Raw genomic sequence first — 16,965 nt, 5'->3', positions numbered from 1 at the left:
CGGCCGCTGCTGACGTTCCGCTCACTTACCGATCATCCTCCCGCACCGACGACGGATGCCGGCACAGCGCCCGCACTTCCAGCGTCATATACGGAAACAGCGGCAACTGGCTCACCAGATCATGCAGTTGCTGCACGCTCTCGACATCGAAGATGCTGACGTTCGCATACTGCCCCGCGATCCGCCACAGATGCCGCCAGACACCGTCGTTCATCAGGCGCTGGCACATTGCCTTCTCTTCCGCCTTCAGCGTTGCCGCCTTGACCGGATCCATGTCCGTCGGCAGATGAACAGTCATTTCCACATGAAACAGCATCACTTGCTCCTTGCGTGATCGGTTCGTCGTATGAAGCCGTTCAGGCCTGCGCACGTGCGCGGTCGACTTCGCTTTCCGGAACGTTCGCGCGATCCTTGACCAGCGTGAAATCGAAATCGATCAGCGCGAACTGCCCGTCGACGCCATACGGCTTGCCTTCCGCGCCCTCGGCCTGCTTGATCTTCGGAATCAGCCCTTCACGCGTCGCGAATGCGAAGTCGTCCCAGATATGCGGATCGCCTTCGATGTTGATCTGCGTCGTCAGCTTACGATAACCGTCCGCGGAAACGAAGAAGTGAATGTGCGCGGGACGATGGCCGTGACGGCCGAGCTGGTCGAGCAACTGCTCGGTCTTGCTGCCCGGCGGCACGCTGTAGCCGACCGGCAGCACGCTGCGGAAGCTGTAGCGGCCTTCGGCGTCGGTGCGGATCGAGCGGCGCAGGTTGAACGCCGGCTGCGATTGATCGAAGTACGAATAGTTGCCGAGATGGTTCGCGTGCCACACTTCGACGAGCGCGTTCGCGAGCGGTGCGCCGTCGTCGCCCAGCACCTGGCCTCGCATGATGAGCGTCTGGCCCGGATCGGTGCCGTCGTCGAGGCGCGCATGGCCGACCGATTCCGGCGCACCCGCCACGTACAGCGGCCCTTCGATCGTGCGCGGCGTGCCGCCGTGGATGCCGGCCTTCGCTTCGGCCTCGTCCATCCGCACGTCGAGGAAGCGCTCGAGGCCGAGGCCCGCGGCGATCAGGCCGAACTCCTTGCCGGCTTCGTTCAGGTAGTTCAGCGCGGTCCAGAATTCGCTCGGCTGCACGTCGAAATCCTCGATCGTGTAGCACAGGTCCTTCACGATCCGGTTGACGATCGCGCGCACGCGCGGGTTGCCGGGCTTCTCCGCGGCATCGTCGAAGGTCTTCAGCAGCGCGTCGATGGCGTCCTTGTTCATGCGTGTCTCCTGTATCGGGTGTCGTGTGGGGATCAGCGGGCGTCGCGTCGCATCCGTTCGATGCGGGCCCAGTCGAAGGTAATGCCGAGGCCGGGCGTGGCCGGCAGATGCAGCTTGAAATCCTGGTAACGCAGCGGCTCGACGAGGATTTCCTCCGTCAGCAGCAGCGGGCCGAACAGCTCGGTGCCCCATTTCAGCGAACCGAACGTGCTGAACAGCTGCGCGGACGCCATCGTGCCGGCCGCGCCTTCGAGCATCGTGCCGCCGTACAGGTCGACGCCGGCCGCCGCCGCGATCGCCGCGACGCTCGCCGCGCCCTGCAGGCCGCCCGACTGCGCGATCTTCACCGCGAACACGTCGGCCGCGCGGTCCTGTGCGAGCGCAAACGCGTCGACCGGGCCGTGCAGCGCCTCGTCAGCCATGATCGGAATCTGCGCGAGCTGCGTGAGGCGCTTCAGGCCCGCGCGGTTCGTCGCGGCGATCGGCTGCTCGACGAGGCTCACGCCCGCTTCCGCGAGGCGCGGGCCGGCCCAGATCGCCTCGCTCTCGCTCCACGCCTGGTTCACGTCGACCCGCACGTCGCCGCGCTCGCCGAGCGCGCGCTTGATCGCGACGACGTGCGCGACGTCGTCGGCCACCGCGTTCGAGCCGATCTTCAGCTTGAACGCGCGATGGCGGCGCGCGTCTAGCATCGCCTCGGCTTCCGCGATGTCGCGCTGCGTGTCGCCGCTCGCGAGCGTCCACAAGACGTCCACAGCGTCGGTCGCGCGGCCGCCGAACAGCTCGGACAGCGGCACGCCGAGGCGGCGCGCCTGCGCGTCGAACAGCGCGGTCTCGAGCGCGCACTTCGCGAAGCGGTTGCCCTGGAACAGCTTGCGCACGCGTGCCATCGCGGCGCCCGGGCGGGTGGCGTCCATGCCTTGCAGCAGCGGCGCGAAATAGGTGTCGATGTTGACCTTGATGCTCTCCGGGCTCTCCTCGCCGTACGCGAGGCCGCCGATGGTCGTTCCTTCGCCGACGCCTTCGATACCGTCCGAGCATCGAACCCGAACCAGCACAAGGGTCTGGCAATTCATCGTGGCGACCGACAGCTTGTGCGGGCGGATCGTCGGCACGTCGACGAGCAGCGTCTCGACGCGCTCGATGGTGGCGGCAGTTGCTATCATGCGATTCCTCCTGTTGGTGCACATGTTAGGAACATCCGCCCGGACGCGTCCAACACTCTTTCCGACTACTTCCATACTTTCGAGGTATGCAATGGAATTGCGCCAGCTTCGGTATTTCATGGCCGTTGCCGAGGAAATGAACATCACGCGGGCGGCCGAGCGCCTGCACATGACGCAGCCGCCGCTCAGCCGCCAGCTGCAGGCGATCGAGGACGAAATCGGCATGCCGCTGTTCGAGCGCGGCGCCCGGCCGCTGAAGCTGACCGAGGCCGGCCGCGTGTTCTACGCGCAGGCGAAGCGCCTCGTCGACCAAGCCGACGAACTGGGGCCGCTGACGCGGCGGCTCGCGCAGATGTCGGCGCGGATCGTGATCGGTTTCGTGCCGTCGACGCTGTACGGCGCGCTGCCGGACGTGATCCGCGCGTTCCGCGAGGCGCAGCCGGACGTCGAGCTGTCGCTGATCGAAATGTTCACGCTCGAGCAGCTCGGCGCGCTGAAAGGGGGGCGGATCGACGTCGGGTTCGGCCGCCTGCGCTTCGACGACGACCAGCTCGTGCGCGAGGCGCTCGTCGAGGAGAAGCTGATCGCCGCGCTGCCGGTCGGGCATCCGCTGGCCGATCCGGCCCGCCCGCTCGCGCTTGCCGACGTCGCGCACGAGACGTTGATCGTCTATCCGAGCACGCCGCGGCCGAGCTTCGCGGATCAGCAGCTGTCCGCGCTGCGCGACGGCGGGCTCGCGCCGGCCGCCGTGCACGAGGTGCGCGAGCTGCAGACGGCGCTCGGGCTGGTGGCCGCGAAGGTCGGCGTGTCGCTGGTGCCGGAAAGCGTCGAGGGCGTGCGGGTGAAGGGCGTCGTGTATCGCCGCCTGCCGGAGCCGGCCGCGACGTCGCCGATCATCATGAGCCGCCGCCTGCACGACGAAAGCCCCGCGACGGCGGCATTCTGCGAGATCGCCCGCGCAATGTTCGCGCCGCCGGCGTAAGCGCGGCCGGCCGATACGTAGCGCGATAAGGTGCAACTAACGGTCAAGCCTCGCGTGCCCGCACGAATGAGGCGGGGCCAGCGCGACGTGATCGGCAGGGCGCGCGGTATGCGGCGCCCCGCACGATCTCATCGCTTGCCGTCGAGCGTCTCCGAAGGCGATTCGCCGAATTTCTCCCGATACGCAATCGCGAAGCGGCCCAGATGCGTAAACCCGCAATCGAGCGCGATGTCCGCGATGCGCCGGGCGCTGCCCGCGCCGTACAGCAACTCGCGCGCGTGTTCGAGCCGCGTGTGGCGCAGGTACTGCATGGGGCTCATCCCGCGGAAATGCAGGAACGCGTCGCGCAGCGTGCGCTCCGGCACGCCGGCCGCCTGCACGATGTCGGCGAGCTGCAGCGGCTGCGCGTAGTGCGCGGCGACGAATTCCTGCGCGCGCCGCACGAAGCCCGGCGCGGGGTCGTGGCGCGCCACGGGCACGGCCGACGGCGGATGGCCTTCGATCAGCAGGTCGACCAGCAGATGTTCGAGTTGCGACGCGACGCGCGGGTTCGCGTTCGCGCGATCGAGCAGTTCCGTCGAGCGCGCGACCAGCATCAGCTGTTGGCGCCACGCGGCGAGTGCCGCGTCGCTCACGCGCAGCACCGGGTCGAGCGTTGCGCGCGGATCGCCGGTGAGCGTGTTGACGGTGGCCGCGTCGATGCGCAGCACGAACTGCTCGCAATCGGCCGACAGCAGCGCGTCGAACGGTTCGCCGGGCGCGCACAGCACGCCGGTCTGGCCGTCGACGCCGACCTGCCGGCCCATCGCGCGGACCTCGGCCTGCCCGGACAGGCAGAACATCAGCAGGTAGTAGCCGTCGACCGCGTCGACCTGCACGCGCATCGCGTCGCCGAACGCGATGGTGCCGATCCCGAGCCCGCCGAGGCGCACGAAATCCATGTGCGACGCGCCGTGCACGCGGCCGCTCGGCAGCAGCGCGTGCGGCTGCATGACGCGCGAAATCCGCTCGCGCGTCTCGTCGAGATCGCGGGATTCGAACAGCCGGTGGGCGCGCAGCGCGAGCGGCTCGAACGACGTTGGGGACATGGGCATGAGTCTCGCTTGTGGGCGCGTGCACGGGTCGGACGAAGGGGCCGAGATGGCGCAGAGGCGCGACGAGTGTCGCCATCCTAGCGCAGAAAGCTGCCGGAAGTGGATATTGCGCCGCCGCAATCGCAGTTTCCGGATAGACGCCGAATATTAGCGTTTCAAAAATGGACTCCATCAGATCAACGAAACCGGATCGACAAGGAGTCCGACATGGAGCAGACCGAATCACCCGTCCTGTTTGCGGCGCGCGACGACGCGTCCGACGTGAAGTTTCCGCACGACGACGGCTCGCGCGTGCCGTACAAGGTGTTCAGCTCGCGCGCCGTCTACGAGCGCGAGCAGGAACGCATCTATCGCGGCCCGACGTGGAATTTCGTCGCGCTGGAGGCGGAGATCCCGAACCCGGGCGACTTCAAGAGCACGTTCGTCGGCGATACGCCCGTGGTCGTCACGCGCGCCGACGACGGCACGCTCGCCGCGTGGGTGAATCGCTGTGCGCACCGCGGCGCGCAGGTGTGCCGCAAGTCGCGCGGCAACGCGAGCTCGCACACCTGCGTGTATCACCAGTGGAGCTTCGACAACACCGGCAACCTGCTCGGCGTGCCGTTCCGGCGCGGCCAGAAGGGGATGACCGGGATGCCCGCGGATTTCGATCCGAAGCAGCACGGGCTGCGCAAGCTGCGCGTCGACAGCTATCGCGGCCTCGTGTTCGCGACCTTCAGCGACGCAGTCGCGCCGCTGCCCGAGTATCTCGGCGAGCAGATGCGCCCGTGGATCGACCGGGTCTTCCACAAGCCGGTGGAGTATCTCGGCTGCACGCGCCAGTATTCGAAGTCGAACTGGAAGCTGTACCTGGAGAACGTGAAGGATCCGTATCACGCGAGCATGCTGCACCTGTTCCATACGACCTTCAACATCTTCCGCGTCGGCATGAAGGCGCGCTCGATTCCGGATGCGAACCACGGCCTGCACAGCATCATCACGGTGACGAAGACGAACGACGACACGTCGGCCGCGTACAAGCAGCAGAACATCCGCTCGTTCGACGAGGGCTTCCATCTGGAAGACGAATCGATCCTCGACCTCGTGTCCGAATACGACGAGGACTGCACGAACCACATCCAGCCGATCTTCCCGCAGCTCGTGATCCAGCAGATCCACAACACGCTGGTCGCGCGGCAGATCCTGCCGAAGGGGCCAGACAACTTCGAGCTGATCTTCCATTTCTTCGGCTATGCGGACGACACGCCGGAGTTGCGCGCGCTGCGCATCAAGCAGGCGAACCTCGTCGGGCCGGCCGGCTACATCTCGATGGAGGACACCGAGGCGACCGAGCTCGTGCAGCGCGGCACGGTGCGCGACGGCGACGCGACGTCGGTGATCGAGATGTCGCGCGGCAATCCGGACCAGCAGGACACGGTGATCACCGAAAGCCTGATCCGCAAGTTCTGGGTCGGCTACCAGAAGCTGATGGGCTATTGAATCGGGAGCGAGACATGATGGAAGACATGAAGACGTGGTTCGAGGTGACCATGTTGCAGAACCGTTACATCGGCCACCTCGACAACGATCGGCTCGAACAGTGGCCGGAGATGTTCACCGAGGATTGCACGTACGAGATCGTGCCGAAGGAGAACGCCGACCTCGGGCTGCCGGTCGGGATCGTTCATTGCACGAACCAGCGGATGCTGCGCGACCGCGTGGTGTCGCTGCGGCACGCGAACATCTTCGAGGAGCACACGTACCGGCACATGACGTCGGGCCTGACGATCGTCGCGGAGCGCGACGGCGAGATCGACACCGAGAGCAACTACGTGGTCGTGCAGACGCGCAGCAACGGCGAATCGAACGTCTACCAGGCCGGCAAGTACTACGACACGGTGGTGCGCACGCCCGACGGGCTGCGCTACAAGACGAAGCGCGTGATCTACGACACGTCGCGCGTGCAGACGCTGCTCGCCACCCCGATCTGACGAAGCAAGGAATCGACATGACCGAAGCAACGCTGGCCGAGTGGCATCCGCTCGGCGCATTTGACGAATTCTCCGAAGACGAACCGGCGGCGCGCGTCGCGGGCCAGAAACCGGTCGCGGTGTTCCGCATCGGCGACGAATTGTTCGCGATGCACGACCTCTGCACGCACGGCCATGCGCGGCTGTCCGAAGGCTACGTGGAGGACGGCTGCGTCGAATGCCCGCTGCACCAGGGGCTGATCGACATCCGCACCGGCGCGCCGAAATGCGCGCCGATCACGGAACCGGTGCGGACCTATCCGATCCGCATCGTCGACGGGCAGGTGGAAGTCAATGTCGGCTGATCCCATCGTGATCGTCGGCGCCGGGCACGCGGCGCGGCGGGCCGCCGAGGCGCTGCGCGCGCGCGACGCCGACGCGCGCATCGTGATGATCGGCGCGGAACGCGAGCTGCCGTACGACCGGCCCGCGCTGTCGAAGGACGCGCTGCTGCACGACGACGGCGCGCAGCGCGCGTTCGTGCGCGATGCCGCGTGGTACGACGCGCAGCGCATCGACCTGCGGCTCGGCACGCGGGTCGACGCGATCGAGCGCGATGCGCACCGCGTGCGGCTCGACGACGGCGCGACGCTGCCGTATCGGCGGCTCGTGCTCGCGACCGGTTCGCGGGTCCGCACGTTCGGCGGGCCGGTCGACGCGGGCGTGGCGCTGCATTACGTGCGCACGGTTGCCGATGCACGCGCGCTGCGCGCGGCGCTGGCGCCGGGCAAGCATGTCGCGGTGCTCGGCGGCGGGTTCATCGGTCTGGAAGTCGCGGCGGCCGCGCGTCAGCTCGGCTGTTCGGTGACGGTGATCGATCCGGCCGCGGGCCTGTTGCAGCGCGCATTGCCTGAAGTGGTCGGCGCGTTTGCGCAACGGATGCACGACGGGCGCGGCGTCGCGTTTCAACTGTCGACGCTGCCGCGCGCGATCCGGCGCGGCGCGTGCGGCGGCGCGGTGATCGAGACCGATCGCGGCGACGTGGCGGCCGACGTCGTGGTGGTCGGGATCGGCGTCGTGCCGAACGTCGAGCTTGCGCAGGCCGCGGGGCTGGAGGTCGACAACGGCGTGCGTGTCGATTCAGGCTGCCGCACAAACGATTCGGCGATCTTCGCGGCGGGCGAGGTGACGATGCACTTCAATCCGCTGCTCGGCCGCCACGTGCGGATCGAGTCGTGGCAGGTCGCGGAGAACCAGCCGGCCGTCGCGGCGGCCAACGCGCTCGGCGCGGACGAGACGTACGCCGAGCTGCCGTGGCTGTGGTCGGATCAATACGACTGCAACCTGCAGATGCTCGGGCTGTTCGGCGGCGAGCGAGCCACGGTCGTGCGCGGCGAGCCTTCGAACGGGGCGTTCACGGTATTCGGGCTCGGCGAAGACGGCAGGCTCGTCGCGGCGGCCGCGGTGAACGCGGGGCGCGACATCGGCGCGTGCCGCCGGATGATCGCGGCGGGGGCCGTGCCCGATCCGCAACGGCTCGCCGATCCGTCGGTGAACCTGAAAACGTTGCTCTGAAGCGGCGCGCGGCATGTCCGCGCGTTTGTCGGGCGCGGCGAAATCGGGGATATTAGCGGCATCGCCGATTCGCCGGTTGCCCATGACGCCAGACAAAGCCCTTGAACTGAACCGCAGCAAGCGCCGCGCGCTGTCGCTGCTGCTCGTTGCCGTCGCGGTATTCGTGACGACGATCTTCCTGCCGCGCGGCGTGTGGGTCGACGGGATCAAGGCGGTGGCCGAGGCCGCGATGGTCGGCGCGCTCGCCGACTGGTTCGCGGTGGTCGCGCTGTTCCGCCGCGTGCCGATCCCGTTCGTGTCGCGCCACACCGAGATCATCCCGCAGAACAAGGACAAGATCGCCGACAACCTCGCGGTGTTCGTCCGCGAGAAATTCCTCGGCCCCGACGCGCTCGCCGCGCAGATCCGCCAGCACGATCCGGCAAGCAAGCTCGGCGCGTGGCTCGGCGAGCCCGCGAACACCGAGGCGCTCGGCGGCTACGCGACGAAGCTGATCGGCTTCGCGCTCGACATGACCGACGACGCGCGGATCCAGTCGTTCGTCCACGATGCGTTCCGCGCGATGATCGACCGTATCGACCTGTCGCAATCGGCCGGCGCGATTCTCGACACGCTGACCAAGGACGGCCGCCACCAGGCGCTGCTCGACGACGCGATCGCGCAGGTGGTCGACGTGCTCGGCAAGGAGGAGAACCGCGAGGTGATCGCGGGCTTCATCGTCGAATGGCTGAAGACGCAGTATCCGAAGGTCGAGAAGCTGCTGCCGACCCAGTGGCTCGGCGAGCACGGCGCGCAGCTGCTCGCGAGCGCGGTGAGCCGCGTGCTCGAAGGCGTGGCGGCCGACCCCGAACACGAGCTGCGGCAGCGGTTCGACCGCACGGTCGCGGCGCTGACCGAACGCCTGAAGCACGACCCCGCATTCATCGAGAAGGGCGAGGAAATCCGGCGCTACATCCGCGACGGCGACGCGTTCAATGCGTATCTGCGCGATTTGTGGGATCAACTGCGCGCGTGGCTGAAGGCCGATCTCGCGCGCGCCGATTCGGCGCTGCACCGGCAGGCCGCGACGCTCGGCGGCTGGCTCGGCGCGCGGCTTTCGGAAAGCCCCGCGCTGCGCGCGTCGCTGAACGAGCATGTGGAGAAGGCCGTGCACGAGATGGCGCCGGACTTCGCGGATTTCCTGATGCGTCACATCCGCGACACGGTGCGCAACTGGGACGCGCGCGAGATGTCGCGGCAGATCGAACTCAACATCGGCAAGGATCTGCAGTACATCCGCATCAACGGCACGCTGGTCGGCGGGCTGATCGGGCTCGGGTTGTATCTCGTGTCGCTCGCGCCGCGCCTGGCGGGGGGCTGGCTGCATTGAGGCGGCCGGACCGCCGAGAAGAGGCGCGACGTCGCGCGCGCCGGAATCAGGCTTGCGCTTTCGCGCCGTGCAGTTGCAGGCCGAGCGCCTTGATCACCTTCAGGATCGTGCCGAAGCTCGGGTTACCGTCATGCGACAGTGCCTTGTACAGGCCTTCGCGCGACAGGCCCGCGTCGCGCGCGACCTGCGACATGCCGCGCGCACGCGCGATCACGCCGAGCGCGTGCGCGATGAAGGCCGGATCGTCGCCGGCCTCCTGCAGACAGGCGTCGAAGTATTCGGCCATGTCGTCTTCGGTCTTCAGGTGTTCGGCCGAATCCCATGGCCGGGTCTTGATCTTGTCCATCGATCACTCCATAGCGAGATGCGCGAGCATCGCGTGCGCGGCGCGTATGTCCGCCTGTTGCGTCGACTTGTCGCCGCCGCACAGCAGGATCACCCATATCGTTCCCCGCCGGACGTAATCGATGCGATAGCCGGGGCCATGGTCGACACGCATTTCGACGACCGGCGAGCCGGCGGATTTCCAGTCGCCCGGATTGCCCGTCGCGAGGCGGTCGATGCGCGCCTGGATGCGGCGTTTCGCGATACGGTCCGACAGGCCGGCAAACCACGCGTCGAAGACGTCGGTGGTCCGGATGCTGAACGTAGGGGCACAGTAGGGTATCGATTGAGGTGTGTCAACCATGGTTCACATATTTCGGATGCTGTTTCCGGTACCTCCACGATAAGGCCGCCTGCTCCATTCCTCGGTCAAATGGCCATTCGGTCGACCCCTTCGAGGCCACCGCCGACCGAAGTCGGCATTTCCCGAATCCGTCTACAATCAAAAACGTCTTTGCCGCCCGCGCGCACGCGTTGCGCGCCGGCGGATCCGTTCGTCCTCCGGGCTCCGGAGGCACCGCCGCGCATCGCGCGGCGGGCATGTGCAGTGTGGTCAGAGTCTGATAGGTAAAGCGTCCGCGCGCCGTAGGCCGGCGCGCGTCCTGAACGCCGCGCGCCCGTAGGCCGGGCAGGCGGCATTAACCGAGAGTCCCCCATGAAAGCATCGGATCTGTTCGTGAAGGCGCTGGAAGCCGAAGGCGTCGAGTATGTGTTCGGCATTCCCGGCGAGGAAAACCTCGATCTGCTCGAATCGCTGCGGCGGTCGCGGATCAAGCTCGTGCTGACCCGGCACGAGCAGGCGGCCGGTTTCATGGCCGCCACCTACGGGCGCCTGACGGGCCGCACGGGCGTCTGCCTGGCGACGCTCGGCCCGGGCGCGACCAACTTCGTGACGGCGGCCGCGTATGCGCAGCTCGGCGGGATGCCGATGCTGATGATCACCGGGCAGAAGCCGATCAAGTCCAGCAAGCAGGGCCACTTCCAGATCGTCGACGTCGTCGACATGATGCAGCCGCTCACGAAATTCACGCGGCAGATCGTGTCGATCGGCAACATCCCGTCGGCCGTGCGCGAGGCGTTCCGGCGCGCGGAAGAAGAGCGCCCGGGCGCCGCGCACCTCGAGCTGCCGGAGGACATCGCGCACGAGGAGGGCGACGGCAAGCCGATTCCGCGCAGCTACAGCCGGCGGCCCGTGGCCGAGGAGAAGGCGGTCGCGCACGCGGTCGACGCGATCCAGGCCGCGCGCCATCCGCTCTTGATGATCGGCGCGGGCGGCAATCGCAAGACCACCTGCAAGATGCTGCTCGAATTCGTCGACAAGACGGGCATCCCGTTCTTCACGACGCAGATGGGCAAGGGCGTGATCGACGAAACGCACCCGCTGTGGCTCGGCAATGCGACGCTGTCCGACGGCGACTTCGTGCACCGCGCGATCGAGCATGCGGACTGCATCATCAACGTCGGCCACGACGTGATCGAGAAGCCGCCGTTCTTCATGCGCGCGGACGACAAGACCGTGATCCACGTGAACTTCCTCGGCGCGCAGGTCGACCCCGTCTATTTCCCGCAGATCGAGGTGGTGGGCGACATCGCGAACGCGGTATGGCAGATGAAGGAGGCGCTCGCGCCGCAGCCGCACTGGGATTTCGCGCGCTTCACGATGATCAAGGAGCATTTCGACGCGCACCTGCAGAAGGGGCAGAGCGACCCGCGCTTCCCGATGTATCCGGTGCGCATCGTCAACGACCTGTACCGCGCGCTGCCGGCCGACGGGATCGTCTGTCTCGACAACGGGATGTACAAGATCTGGTTCGCACGTTACTGGCGCGCACACGAGCCGAACTCGCTGCTGCTCGACAACGCGCTCGCGTCGATGGGCGCGGGGCTGCCGTCGGCGATCGCGACGAAGATCGTGCATCCGCAGCGCAAGGTGATCGCCGTGTGCGGCGACGGCGGCTTCATGATGAACTCGCAGGAGCTCGAGACGGCGGTGCGGCTGAAGCTCGACATCGTCGTGATGATCCTGCGCGACGACGCGTTCGGGATGATCCGCTGGAAGCAGGAGAACATGAATTTCCCCGATTTCGCGATGACGCTGCAGAACCCGGATTTCGTGTCGTATGCGCAGAGCTACGGCGCGCACGGCCACCGGGTCGAGTCGGCCGACGATCTCGAGCCGCTGTTGCGCGAGTGCTTCGCGGCGCCGGGCGTGCACGTGATCGACGTGCCGATCGACTACTCCGACAACGAGCGCGTGCTGAACCGCGAGATCAAGCGCCTGTCGGCGCAGCTCTGACTTCGCCGCTATTCCCCGTTTTCACCGTTTTCCGGAAGGAGACGCTCCATGCTGAAGGACACCTATCCGTACTACCTGGCCAACGAAGCCGTCTACGCGAACACCGATCTCGAAGTGACCGACAAGTACAGCGGCGCGGTCGCGACGCGCGTCGCGCTGGCCGATGCGAAGGCGATCGACGCGGCGATCGCCGCGGCGGTGGAGGCCGCCAAGCCGATGCGCGAGCTGCCCGCCTTCAGGCGCCAGGCGGTGCTCGACCACTGCGTCGCACGGTTTCGCGAGCGCTTCGACGAGCTGGCAGAGGCGCTGTGCATCGAGGCCGGCAAGCCGATCAACGATTCGAAGGGCGAGGTGACGCGGCTGATCGACACGTTCCGCGTCGCGTCCGAGGAATCGGTGCGCATCGACGGCGAAGTGATCAACCTCGAGATCTCCGCGCGCGCGCAGGGCTACACGGGCTACACGAAGCGCGTGCCGATCGGCCCGTGCTCGTTCATCTCGCCGTTCAATTTCCCGCTGAACCTCGCCGCGCACAAGGTCGCGCCGGCGCTCGCGGCCGGCTGCCCGTTCGTGCTGAAGCCCGCGAGCCGCACGCCGATCGGCGCGCTGATCATCGGCGAGGTGCTCGCCGAAACCGACCTGCCGAAGGGCGCGTTCTCGGTGCTGCCCGCGCATCGCGACGGCGCGGACCTGTTCACGACGGACGAGCGCTTCAAGCTGCTGTCGTTCACGGGCTCGCCGGCGGTCGGCTGGGCGCTGAAGGAGAAGGCCGGCAAGAAGAAGGTCGTGCTGGAGCTCGGCGGCAACGCGGCCGCGATCGTCGATGCGGACCAGCGCGAGCGGCTCGACTACGTGGTCGAGCGGCTCGCGTTCGGCGCGTATTACCAGTCGGGGCAGAGCTGCATCGGCGTGCAGCGGATCCTCGTGCACGCCGATCTGTACGACGCGCTGCGCGAGAAGCTGATCGCGAAGACCGGCTCGCTGAAGATGGGCGACCCGAAGGATCCGGCGACGTTCGTCGGCCCGATGATCTCCGAATCCGAATCGCGCCGGCTCGCGGGCTGGATGGACGCGGCCGTGGCGGCCGGCGCGAAGATCGTCGCGGGCGGCAAGGTCGACGGCGCGATGTTCGAGGCGACGCTGCTGGAAAACGTCGGCCATGAGCAGGACCTGTACCGCAAGGAGGCGTTCGGCCCGGTGGCGATCCTGGAGAAGTTCGACCGCTTCGACGATGCACTTGCACGCGTGAACGACAGCGATTTCGGCCTGCAGGCCGGCGTGTTCACCGATTCGCTCGCGCATGCGCAGCGCGCGTGGGACGAGCTCGAGGTCGGCGGCGTCGTGATCAACGACGTGCCGTCGTTCCGCGTCGACAACATGCCGTACGGCGGCGTGAAGGATTCGGGCCTCGGCCGCGAGGGCATCCGCTATGCGATCGAGGACATGACCGAGCTGCGCCTGATGATCGTGCGGCGCAGGTAGCGCGCGGCAGCGCGGCCGTGCCGCGACGGCACGCGGGCGGGCGATCGGGCCGGCCCGCGTGCCGTTTTCACGTCGGCAGGGGCCGCGCGGAGGATGCATGTGCGGCAACGGGCAGCGCGCGTCCGCCGCGCGCCGGCGTGCCGAACGCCCTCGACTGCGGGCGCGGCATCGTGATGTAATCGCGCCAAACGGCCGACCGGGGTACGACTCCGGGACGCCCGCGGATTCATTCTTCACGAGGTCGGTTCATGTCTCCCGTATCGGCATTCAAGCTGGTCCTGCTGTCTTTCCTCGCGATCGTCGCGCTCGAATGCATCGCGAAGCGGTTGCGGCTGCCGCCCGCCGCCGCGCTGCTGGTCGGCGGCGTCGGCATCGCGTTCATTCCCGGCCTGCCGCCGATCAACCTCGACCCCGACCTGGTGCTGGTGGTGTTCCTGCCGCCGCTGCTGATGGACGGCGCGTATTTCTCCGTGTGGGAGGAGTTCAAGCGCAACGTCGGCGGCATCCTGCTGCTCGCGATCGGCGCGGTGGTGTTCACGACGCTCGCGGTCGGGCTGGCCGTGCACTGGGCCGTGCCGTCGCTGCCGTGGGCCGCGTGCTTCACGCTCGGCGCGATCGTGTCGCCGCCCGACGCGGTCGCGGCGAAGGCCGTGCTCGAACGCGTCGCGCTGCCGCGCCGGCTGATGGTGCTGCTCGAAGGCGAAAGCCTGCTGAACGACGCGGCGGGCCTCGTGCTGTTCCGCTTCGCGGTGGCCGCCGCGCTGACCGGCGCGTTCAGCCTTCAGCACGCGGTGCTGCGTTTCGCGGAGCTCGGGCTCGGCGGCGTCGTGGTCGGTTTCATCGTCGGCCGGCTCGTCGTGTGGTTCCTGAAGAAGCTCGACGACGACTACCTCGTGGTGACCGTCGCGGTGCTCGCCGGGTGGATCGCGTACATCGCCGGCGAAATGCTGGAGGTGTCGGGCGTGATCGCGACGGTGACGGCCGGGATGATCTTCGGCTGGCACCAGCACGAAGTGTTCTCGGCGGCGGTGCGCACGCGCGCCACCGCGTTCTGGCAGGTGATCGTGTTCCTGCTCGAGGCGCTCGTGTTCGTGCTGATCGGGCTCTCGCTGCGCGGCGTGGTGCACCGGCTCGGCGGCTTCGAGCAGGTGCTCGGCACGATGATGCCGGCCGTGCTCGCGGTGCTGGCCGCGGTGGTCGTGTCGCGCTTCCTGTGGATCTACGCGGTCGAGGTGCTGAAATGGCCGACCCGCTGGTTCACGCGCAGCGCGTGCCGGCCGGACTGGAAGGCCGCGACGGTGATGAGCTGGGCCGGGATGCGCGGCGTCGTCACGCTCGCGGTCGCGCTGTCGCTGCCCGACACGATGCCGGGCCGCGACCTGATCCTGGTGGCCGCATTCGCGGTGATTCTCGTCACCGTGCTGCTGCAGGGCACGACGATCGGCCCGCTGATCCGGCTGCTGCGCCTGCCGCAGCAGCACGGGCACGCCGCGCATCATCTGAGCGAGCCGCAGGCGTGGGCGCGCGTCGAGGCGGCGCAGCTCGCGGCGATCCAGCCGCTCGTGCGCGACGAGAACGGCGTCGTGATCCATCCGCGCCTGCTCGAGCAGTACACGTACCGCGCGGAGCTGACCGCGCGCCTGCAGGACGAGCCCGCGTTTCCGGACAGCGCGCGCGCCGCGCACTACGACGTCGTGCTGGCCGCGATCGCGGCCGGCCGCGCGGAGCTGTTGCGCCTGCATCGTTCGGGCTGCATCCACGACGAGATGCTGCATGCGCTCGAACGCGATCTCGACCTGCAGGAAGTGTCCGCGCACCACGCGCGCGGATGAGCGGCGTCCGGGCGCCTCGCCCCGCTGTTTGCAGCGCATGCAAACATTCGCGCGCATGTTGCACCGGCATGCGCGCTTTCGCGCCCCGGCAATGATCGGATTTATCGCACCCCGGATCAATTTGCTTATTTGGCAAAACTAAATGGGGCAGAGATGGATGCTTTTCTCCAATTTCATTTAGAATCGGCTGCCTATCTTTATTGAGAGAAGCCGCTCAATGCGCACGCGCGTCAATGGGAAAAGTCGATTTCCGAAACCCCGTGCGGCAGCGCCGGCAAGCCGGTTCGGCGATTACAGGGGGATCGATCTTCTGTAAATATGAGATAGCGTTTAAATCGGATAAACAACTCTCGCGAAATAATCGAGTGGAGACTCCGCTTTTGAAACAGTGTTTATGAAAGAATCGATCGATGAAAATACGCCGGACTGTTTTGAATCCGGCTTATCGGTCCTGCTCGTCGACGATCAGGCGTTCGTCGGCGAAGTGATCCGCCGCGCGCTGCGCAGCGAACATGACATCGATCTGCATGTTTGCACCGACGCGCAGCAGGCGATGGTCGTCGCGCGCGACGTGAAGCCGACGGTGATCCTCCAGGATCTCGTGATGCCGGACATCGACGGCCTCGATCTCGTGCGCGCGTGGCGCGCGGACGCGGCCACCGCGCGCGTGCCGATCATCGTGCTGTCCGCGAAGGAGGAGCCGGTCGTCAAGCGCGAGGCGTTCGTCGCCGGCGCGAACGACTATCTCGTCAAGCTGCCCGATGCGATGGAGCTGACGGCGCGCATTCGCTACCATTCGAATTCCTACCTGATGTCCCGCCAGCGCGACGAAGCGCTCGATTTCCTGTCGCACGACATGCGTTCGCCGCAGACGTCGATCCTCGCGCTGCTGGACGTCTACCGCGCCGAGCACGGCGACATGCCGCCGATCATGGCGCGGATCGCGGGCCACGCGCGGCGCGCGCTCGCGCTCGCCGACGGCTTCATCCACCTGACCCGCGCGCAGTCGGAGCGCCGCGCGCACGAGGTCGTGAGCCTCAACGAGATCGTGCTCGACGCGGTCGACCAGCTGTGGGAAAAAGCGGCCGGGTTCGGCAGCCGGGTGGTCGCGCAGGTGCCGGCGGCCGAGTGCGTGACGATGGGCGACCGGATGATGCTGACGCGCGCGGTCGCCAACCTGATCGACAACGCGCTGAAGTACGGCCCGGCCGGCGCCGACGTGCACTGCACGCTGGCGGGCGAGGACGGCGCGTGGCTGATCGGCGTCGAGGACGCCGGCGGCGGAATCGCGCAGACGCAGCGCGCGACGGCGACGGAATCGTTCGTCCGGCTCGAGCCCGCGCACGGCGCGGCGCGCGGCGGCTTCGGCCTCGGGCTGGCGTTCGTGCGCGCGACGGCGGCGCGGCATCGCGGCCAGATCCTGATGCGCGATACCGAACGCGGCTTCATGGTCGCGCTGCGGCTGCCGGCCCAGCCCGCCCAGCCCGAACGCTGACGCCGCGCATCGCCCGGCAGGGCGGGCGGCACCCGGCGGCAACGCCGGTATCCCATGCGTCCCCGTCGCACCGCCACCCGCG

16 protein-coding genes are annotated in these 16,965 nt (G+C 67.7%); 10 read left to right on the top strand and 6 right to left on the bottom strand.

Annotated elements, in window-relative coordinates; all coding sequences use genetic code 11:
• Positions 1–25: 25 nt before the first annotated feature.
• Genes catC through HWY45_RS02390 form a run of 3 tightly spaced genes read right to left on the bottom strand, consistent with a single transcriptional unit; the run spans position 26 to position 2,425 of the window.
• On the bottom strand, positions 26–316 hold the full coding sequence (catC, locus tag HWY45_RS02400; RefSeq protein ID WP_059565169.1) for a muconolactone Delta-isomerase: 291 nt from the start codon (positions 314–316) through the stop codon (positions 26–28).
• Positions 317–356: 40 nt separating this feature from the next.
• A complete protein-coding gene (gene catA / locus HWY45_RS02395; RefSeq protein ID WP_059565170.1) occupies positions 357–1,259 on the bottom strand; it encodes a catechol 1,2-dioxygenase in 903 nt (300 codons plus the stop codon).
• Between the two features lie 32 nt (positions 1,260–1,291).
• Positions 1,292–2,425, bottom strand: a complete 1,134-nt coding sequence (locus tag HWY45_RS02390; RefSeq protein WP_059565171.1) for a muconate/chloromuconate family cycloisomerase — start codon at positions 2,423–2,425, stop codon at positions 1,292–1,294.
• 91 nt (positions 2,426–2,516) lie between these two features.
• Between HWY45_RS02390 and HWY45_RS02385 the strand changes: the two genes are divergently transcribed.
• Positions 2,517–3,407 carry a LysR family transcriptional regulator gene (locus tag HWY45_RS02385; protein WP_059810573.1) on the top strand — a complete coding sequence of 297 codons (891 nt, stop codon included), beginning with the start codon at positions 2,517–2,519 and terminating at the stop codon, positions 3,405–3,407.
• Between the two features lie 128 nt (positions 3,408–3,535).
• On the opposite strand, the gene andR is transcribed toward HWY45_RS02385, so the two are convergent.
• A complete protein-coding gene (gene andR, locus HWY45_RS02380) occupies positions 3,536–4,495 on the bottom strand; it encodes an anthranilate 1,2-dioxygenase regulatory protein AndR (RefSeq protein ID WP_059810607.1) in 960 nt (319 codons plus the stop codon).
• A gap of 213 nt (positions 4,496–4,708) precedes the next feature.
• Between andR and andAc the strand changes: the two genes are divergently transcribed.
• The 5 genes from andAc to HWY45_RS02355 all read left to right on the top strand — a co-directional run bounded on the left by andAc (position 4,709) and on the right by HWY45_RS02355 (position 9,394).
• Positions 4,709–5,980, top strand: coding sequence for an anthranilate 1,2-dioxygenase large subunit AndAc (andAc, locus tag HWY45_RS02375; protein ID WP_059565173.1), 1,272 nt, complete (start codon positions 4,709–4,711; stop codon positions 5,978–5,980).
• Between the two features lie 14 nt (positions 5,981–5,994).
• The gene (andAd, locus tag HWY45_RS02370; RefSeq protein ID WP_059810572.1) at positions 5,995–6,471 is read left to right on the top strand and encodes an anthranilate 1,2-dioxygenase small subunit AndAd; all 477 of its coding nucleotides are present in this window, start codon (positions 5,995–5,997) and stop codon (positions 6,469–6,471) included.
• 17 nt (positions 6,472–6,488) lie between these two features.
• Entirely contained in the window at positions 6,489–6,815 is a 327-nt protein-coding gene (gene andAb / locus HWY45_RS02365; RefSeq protein WP_048022186.1) for an anthranilate 1,2-dioxygenase ferredoxin subunit AndAb, read from the top strand.
• Positions 6,805–8,025 carry an anthranilate 1,2-dioxygenase system ferredoxin--NAD(+) reductase gene (gene andAa, locus HWY45_RS02360; protein WP_059884402.1) on the top strand — a complete coding sequence of 407 codons (1,221 nt, stop codon included), beginning with the start codon at positions 6,805–6,807 and terminating at the stop codon, positions 8,023–8,025. Before andAb ends, andAa begins: the two co-directional genes overlap by 11 nt.
• An 82-nt stretch (positions 8,026–8,107) precedes the next feature.
• Positions 8,108–9,394, top strand: a complete 1,287-nt coding sequence (locus HWY45_RS02355; protein ID WP_059884401.1) for a DUF445 domain-containing protein — start codon at positions 8,108–8,110, stop codon at positions 9,392–9,394.
• Between the two features lie 46 nt (positions 9,395–9,440).
• On the opposite strand, the gene HWY45_RS02350 is transcribed toward HWY45_RS02355, so the two are convergent.
• Complete coding sequence (locus HWY45_RS02350) at positions 9,441–9,740, bottom strand: addiction module antidote protein (RefSeq protein ID WP_059565177.1); 300 nt, start codon at positions 9,738–9,740, stop codon at positions 9,441–9,443.
• A 3-nt stretch (positions 9,741–9,743) separates the two neighbouring features.
• On the bottom strand, positions 9,744–10,082 hold the full coding sequence (locus HWY45_RS02345; RefSeq protein ID WP_059884400.1) for a type II toxin-antitoxin system RelE/ParE family toxin: 339 nt from the start codon (positions 10,080–10,082) through the stop codon (positions 9,744–9,746).
• Positions 10,083–10,433: 351 nt separating this feature from the next.
• Between HWY45_RS02345 and HWY45_RS02340 the strand changes: the two genes are divergently transcribed.
• The 4 genes from HWY45_RS02340 to HWY45_RS02325 all read left to right on the top strand — a co-directional run bounded on the left by HWY45_RS02340 (position 10,434) and on the right by HWY45_RS02325 (position 16,883).
• A complete protein-coding gene (locus HWY45_RS02340; protein WP_059565179.1) occupies positions 10,434–12,074 on the top strand; it encodes an acetolactate synthase large subunit in 1,641 nt (546 codons plus the stop codon).
• A 48-nt stretch (positions 12,075–12,122) separates the two neighbouring features.
• A complete protein-coding gene (locus HWY45_RS02335) occupies positions 12,123–13,556 on the top strand; it encodes an aldehyde dehydrogenase family protein (RefSeq protein WP_059884399.1) in 1,434 nt (477 codons plus the stop codon).
• A 248-nt stretch (positions 13,557–13,804) separates the two neighbouring features.
• Positions 13,805–15,388 (top strand): Na+/H+ antiporter, encoded by a 1,584-nt coding sequence (locus tag HWY45_RS02330; RefSeq protein ID WP_059565181.1) that lies wholly within the window; start codon positions 13,805–13,807, stop codon positions 15,386–15,388.
• Between the two features lie 394 nt (positions 15,389–15,782).
• The gene (locus tag HWY45_RS02325; protein ID WP_059884398.1) at positions 15,783–16,883 is read left to right on the top strand and encodes a hybrid sensor histidine kinase/response regulator; all 1,101 of its coding nucleotides are present in this window, start codon (positions 15,783–15,785) and stop codon (positions 16,881–16,883) included.
• Positions 16,884–16,965 lie beyond the last annotated feature (82 nt).

This window comes from Burkholderia stagnalis (assembly GCF_902830275.1).
GTDB lineage: Bacteria > Pseudomonadota > Gammaproteobacteria > Burkholderiales > Burkholderiaceae > Burkholderia > Burkholderia stagnalis.
Note: the sequence above shows the minus strand (reverse complement) of the source record. Positions and strands in the feature narration are given on the sequence as shown.

Bases quoted from the DNA above. Each gene is read 5' to 3' on its own strand.
- andAd (WP_059810572.1), top strand. From the start codon at position 5,995: ATGATGGAAGACATGAAGACGTGGTTCGAGGTGACCATGTTGCAGAAC.
- andAb (WP_048022186.1), top strand. From the start codon at position 6,489: ATGACCGAAGCAACGCTGGCCGAGTGGCATCCGCTCGGCGCATTTGAC.
- andAa (WP_059884402.1), top strand. From the start codon at position 6,805: ATGTCGGCTGATCCCATCGTGATCGTCGGCGCCGGGCACGCGGCGCGG.
- HWY45_RS02335 (WP_059884399.1), top strand. From the start codon at position 12,123: ATGCTGAAGGACACCTATCCGTACTACCTGGCCAACGAAGCCGTCTAC.
- HWY45_RS02345 (WP_059884400.1), bottom strand. From the start codon at position 10,082: ATGGTTGACACACCTCAATCGATACCCTACTGTGCCCCTACGTTCAGC.
- catA (WP_059565170.1), bottom strand. From the start codon at position 1,259: ATGAACAAGGACGCCATCGACGCGCTGCTGAAGACCTTCGACGATGCC.
- HWY45_RS02325 (WP_059884398.1), top strand. From the start codon at position 15,783: ATGAAAGAATCGATCGATGAAAATACGCCGGACTGTTTTGAATCCGGC.
- andAc (WP_059565173.1), top strand. From the start codon at position 4,709: ATGGAGCAGACCGAATCACCCGTCCTGTTTGCGGCGCGCGACGACGCG.
- andR (WP_059810607.1), bottom strand. From the start codon at position 4,495: ATGTCCCCAACGTCGTTCGAGCCGCTCGCGCTGCGCGCCCACCGGCTG.
- HWY45_RS02340 (WP_059565179.1), top strand. From the start codon at position 10,434: ATGAAAGCATCGGATCTGTTCGTGAAGGCGCTGGAAGCCGAAGGCGTC.
- HWY45_RS02390 (WP_059565171.1), bottom strand. From the start codon at position 2,425: ATGATAGCAACTGCCGCCACCATCGAGCGCGTCGAGACGCTGCTCGTC.
- catC (WP_059565169.1), bottom strand. From the start codon at position 316: ATGCTGTTTCATGTGGAAATGACTGTTCATCTGCCGACGGACATGGAT.
- HWY45_RS02350 (WP_059565177.1), bottom strand. From the start codon at position 9,740: ATGGACAAGATCAAGACCCGGCCATGGGATTCGGCCGAACACCTGAAG.
- HWY45_RS02355 (WP_059884401.1), top strand. From the start codon at position 8,108: ATGACGCCAGACAAAGCCCTTGAACTGAACCGCAGCAAGCGCCGCGCG.
- HWY45_RS02385 (WP_059810573.1), top strand. From the start codon at position 2,517: ATGGAATTGCGCCAGCTTCGGTATTTCATGGCCGTTGCCGAGGAAATG.
- HWY45_RS02330 (WP_059565181.1), top strand. From the start codon at position 13,805: ATGTCTCCCGTATCGGCATTCAAGCTGGTCCTGCTGTCTTTCCTCGCG.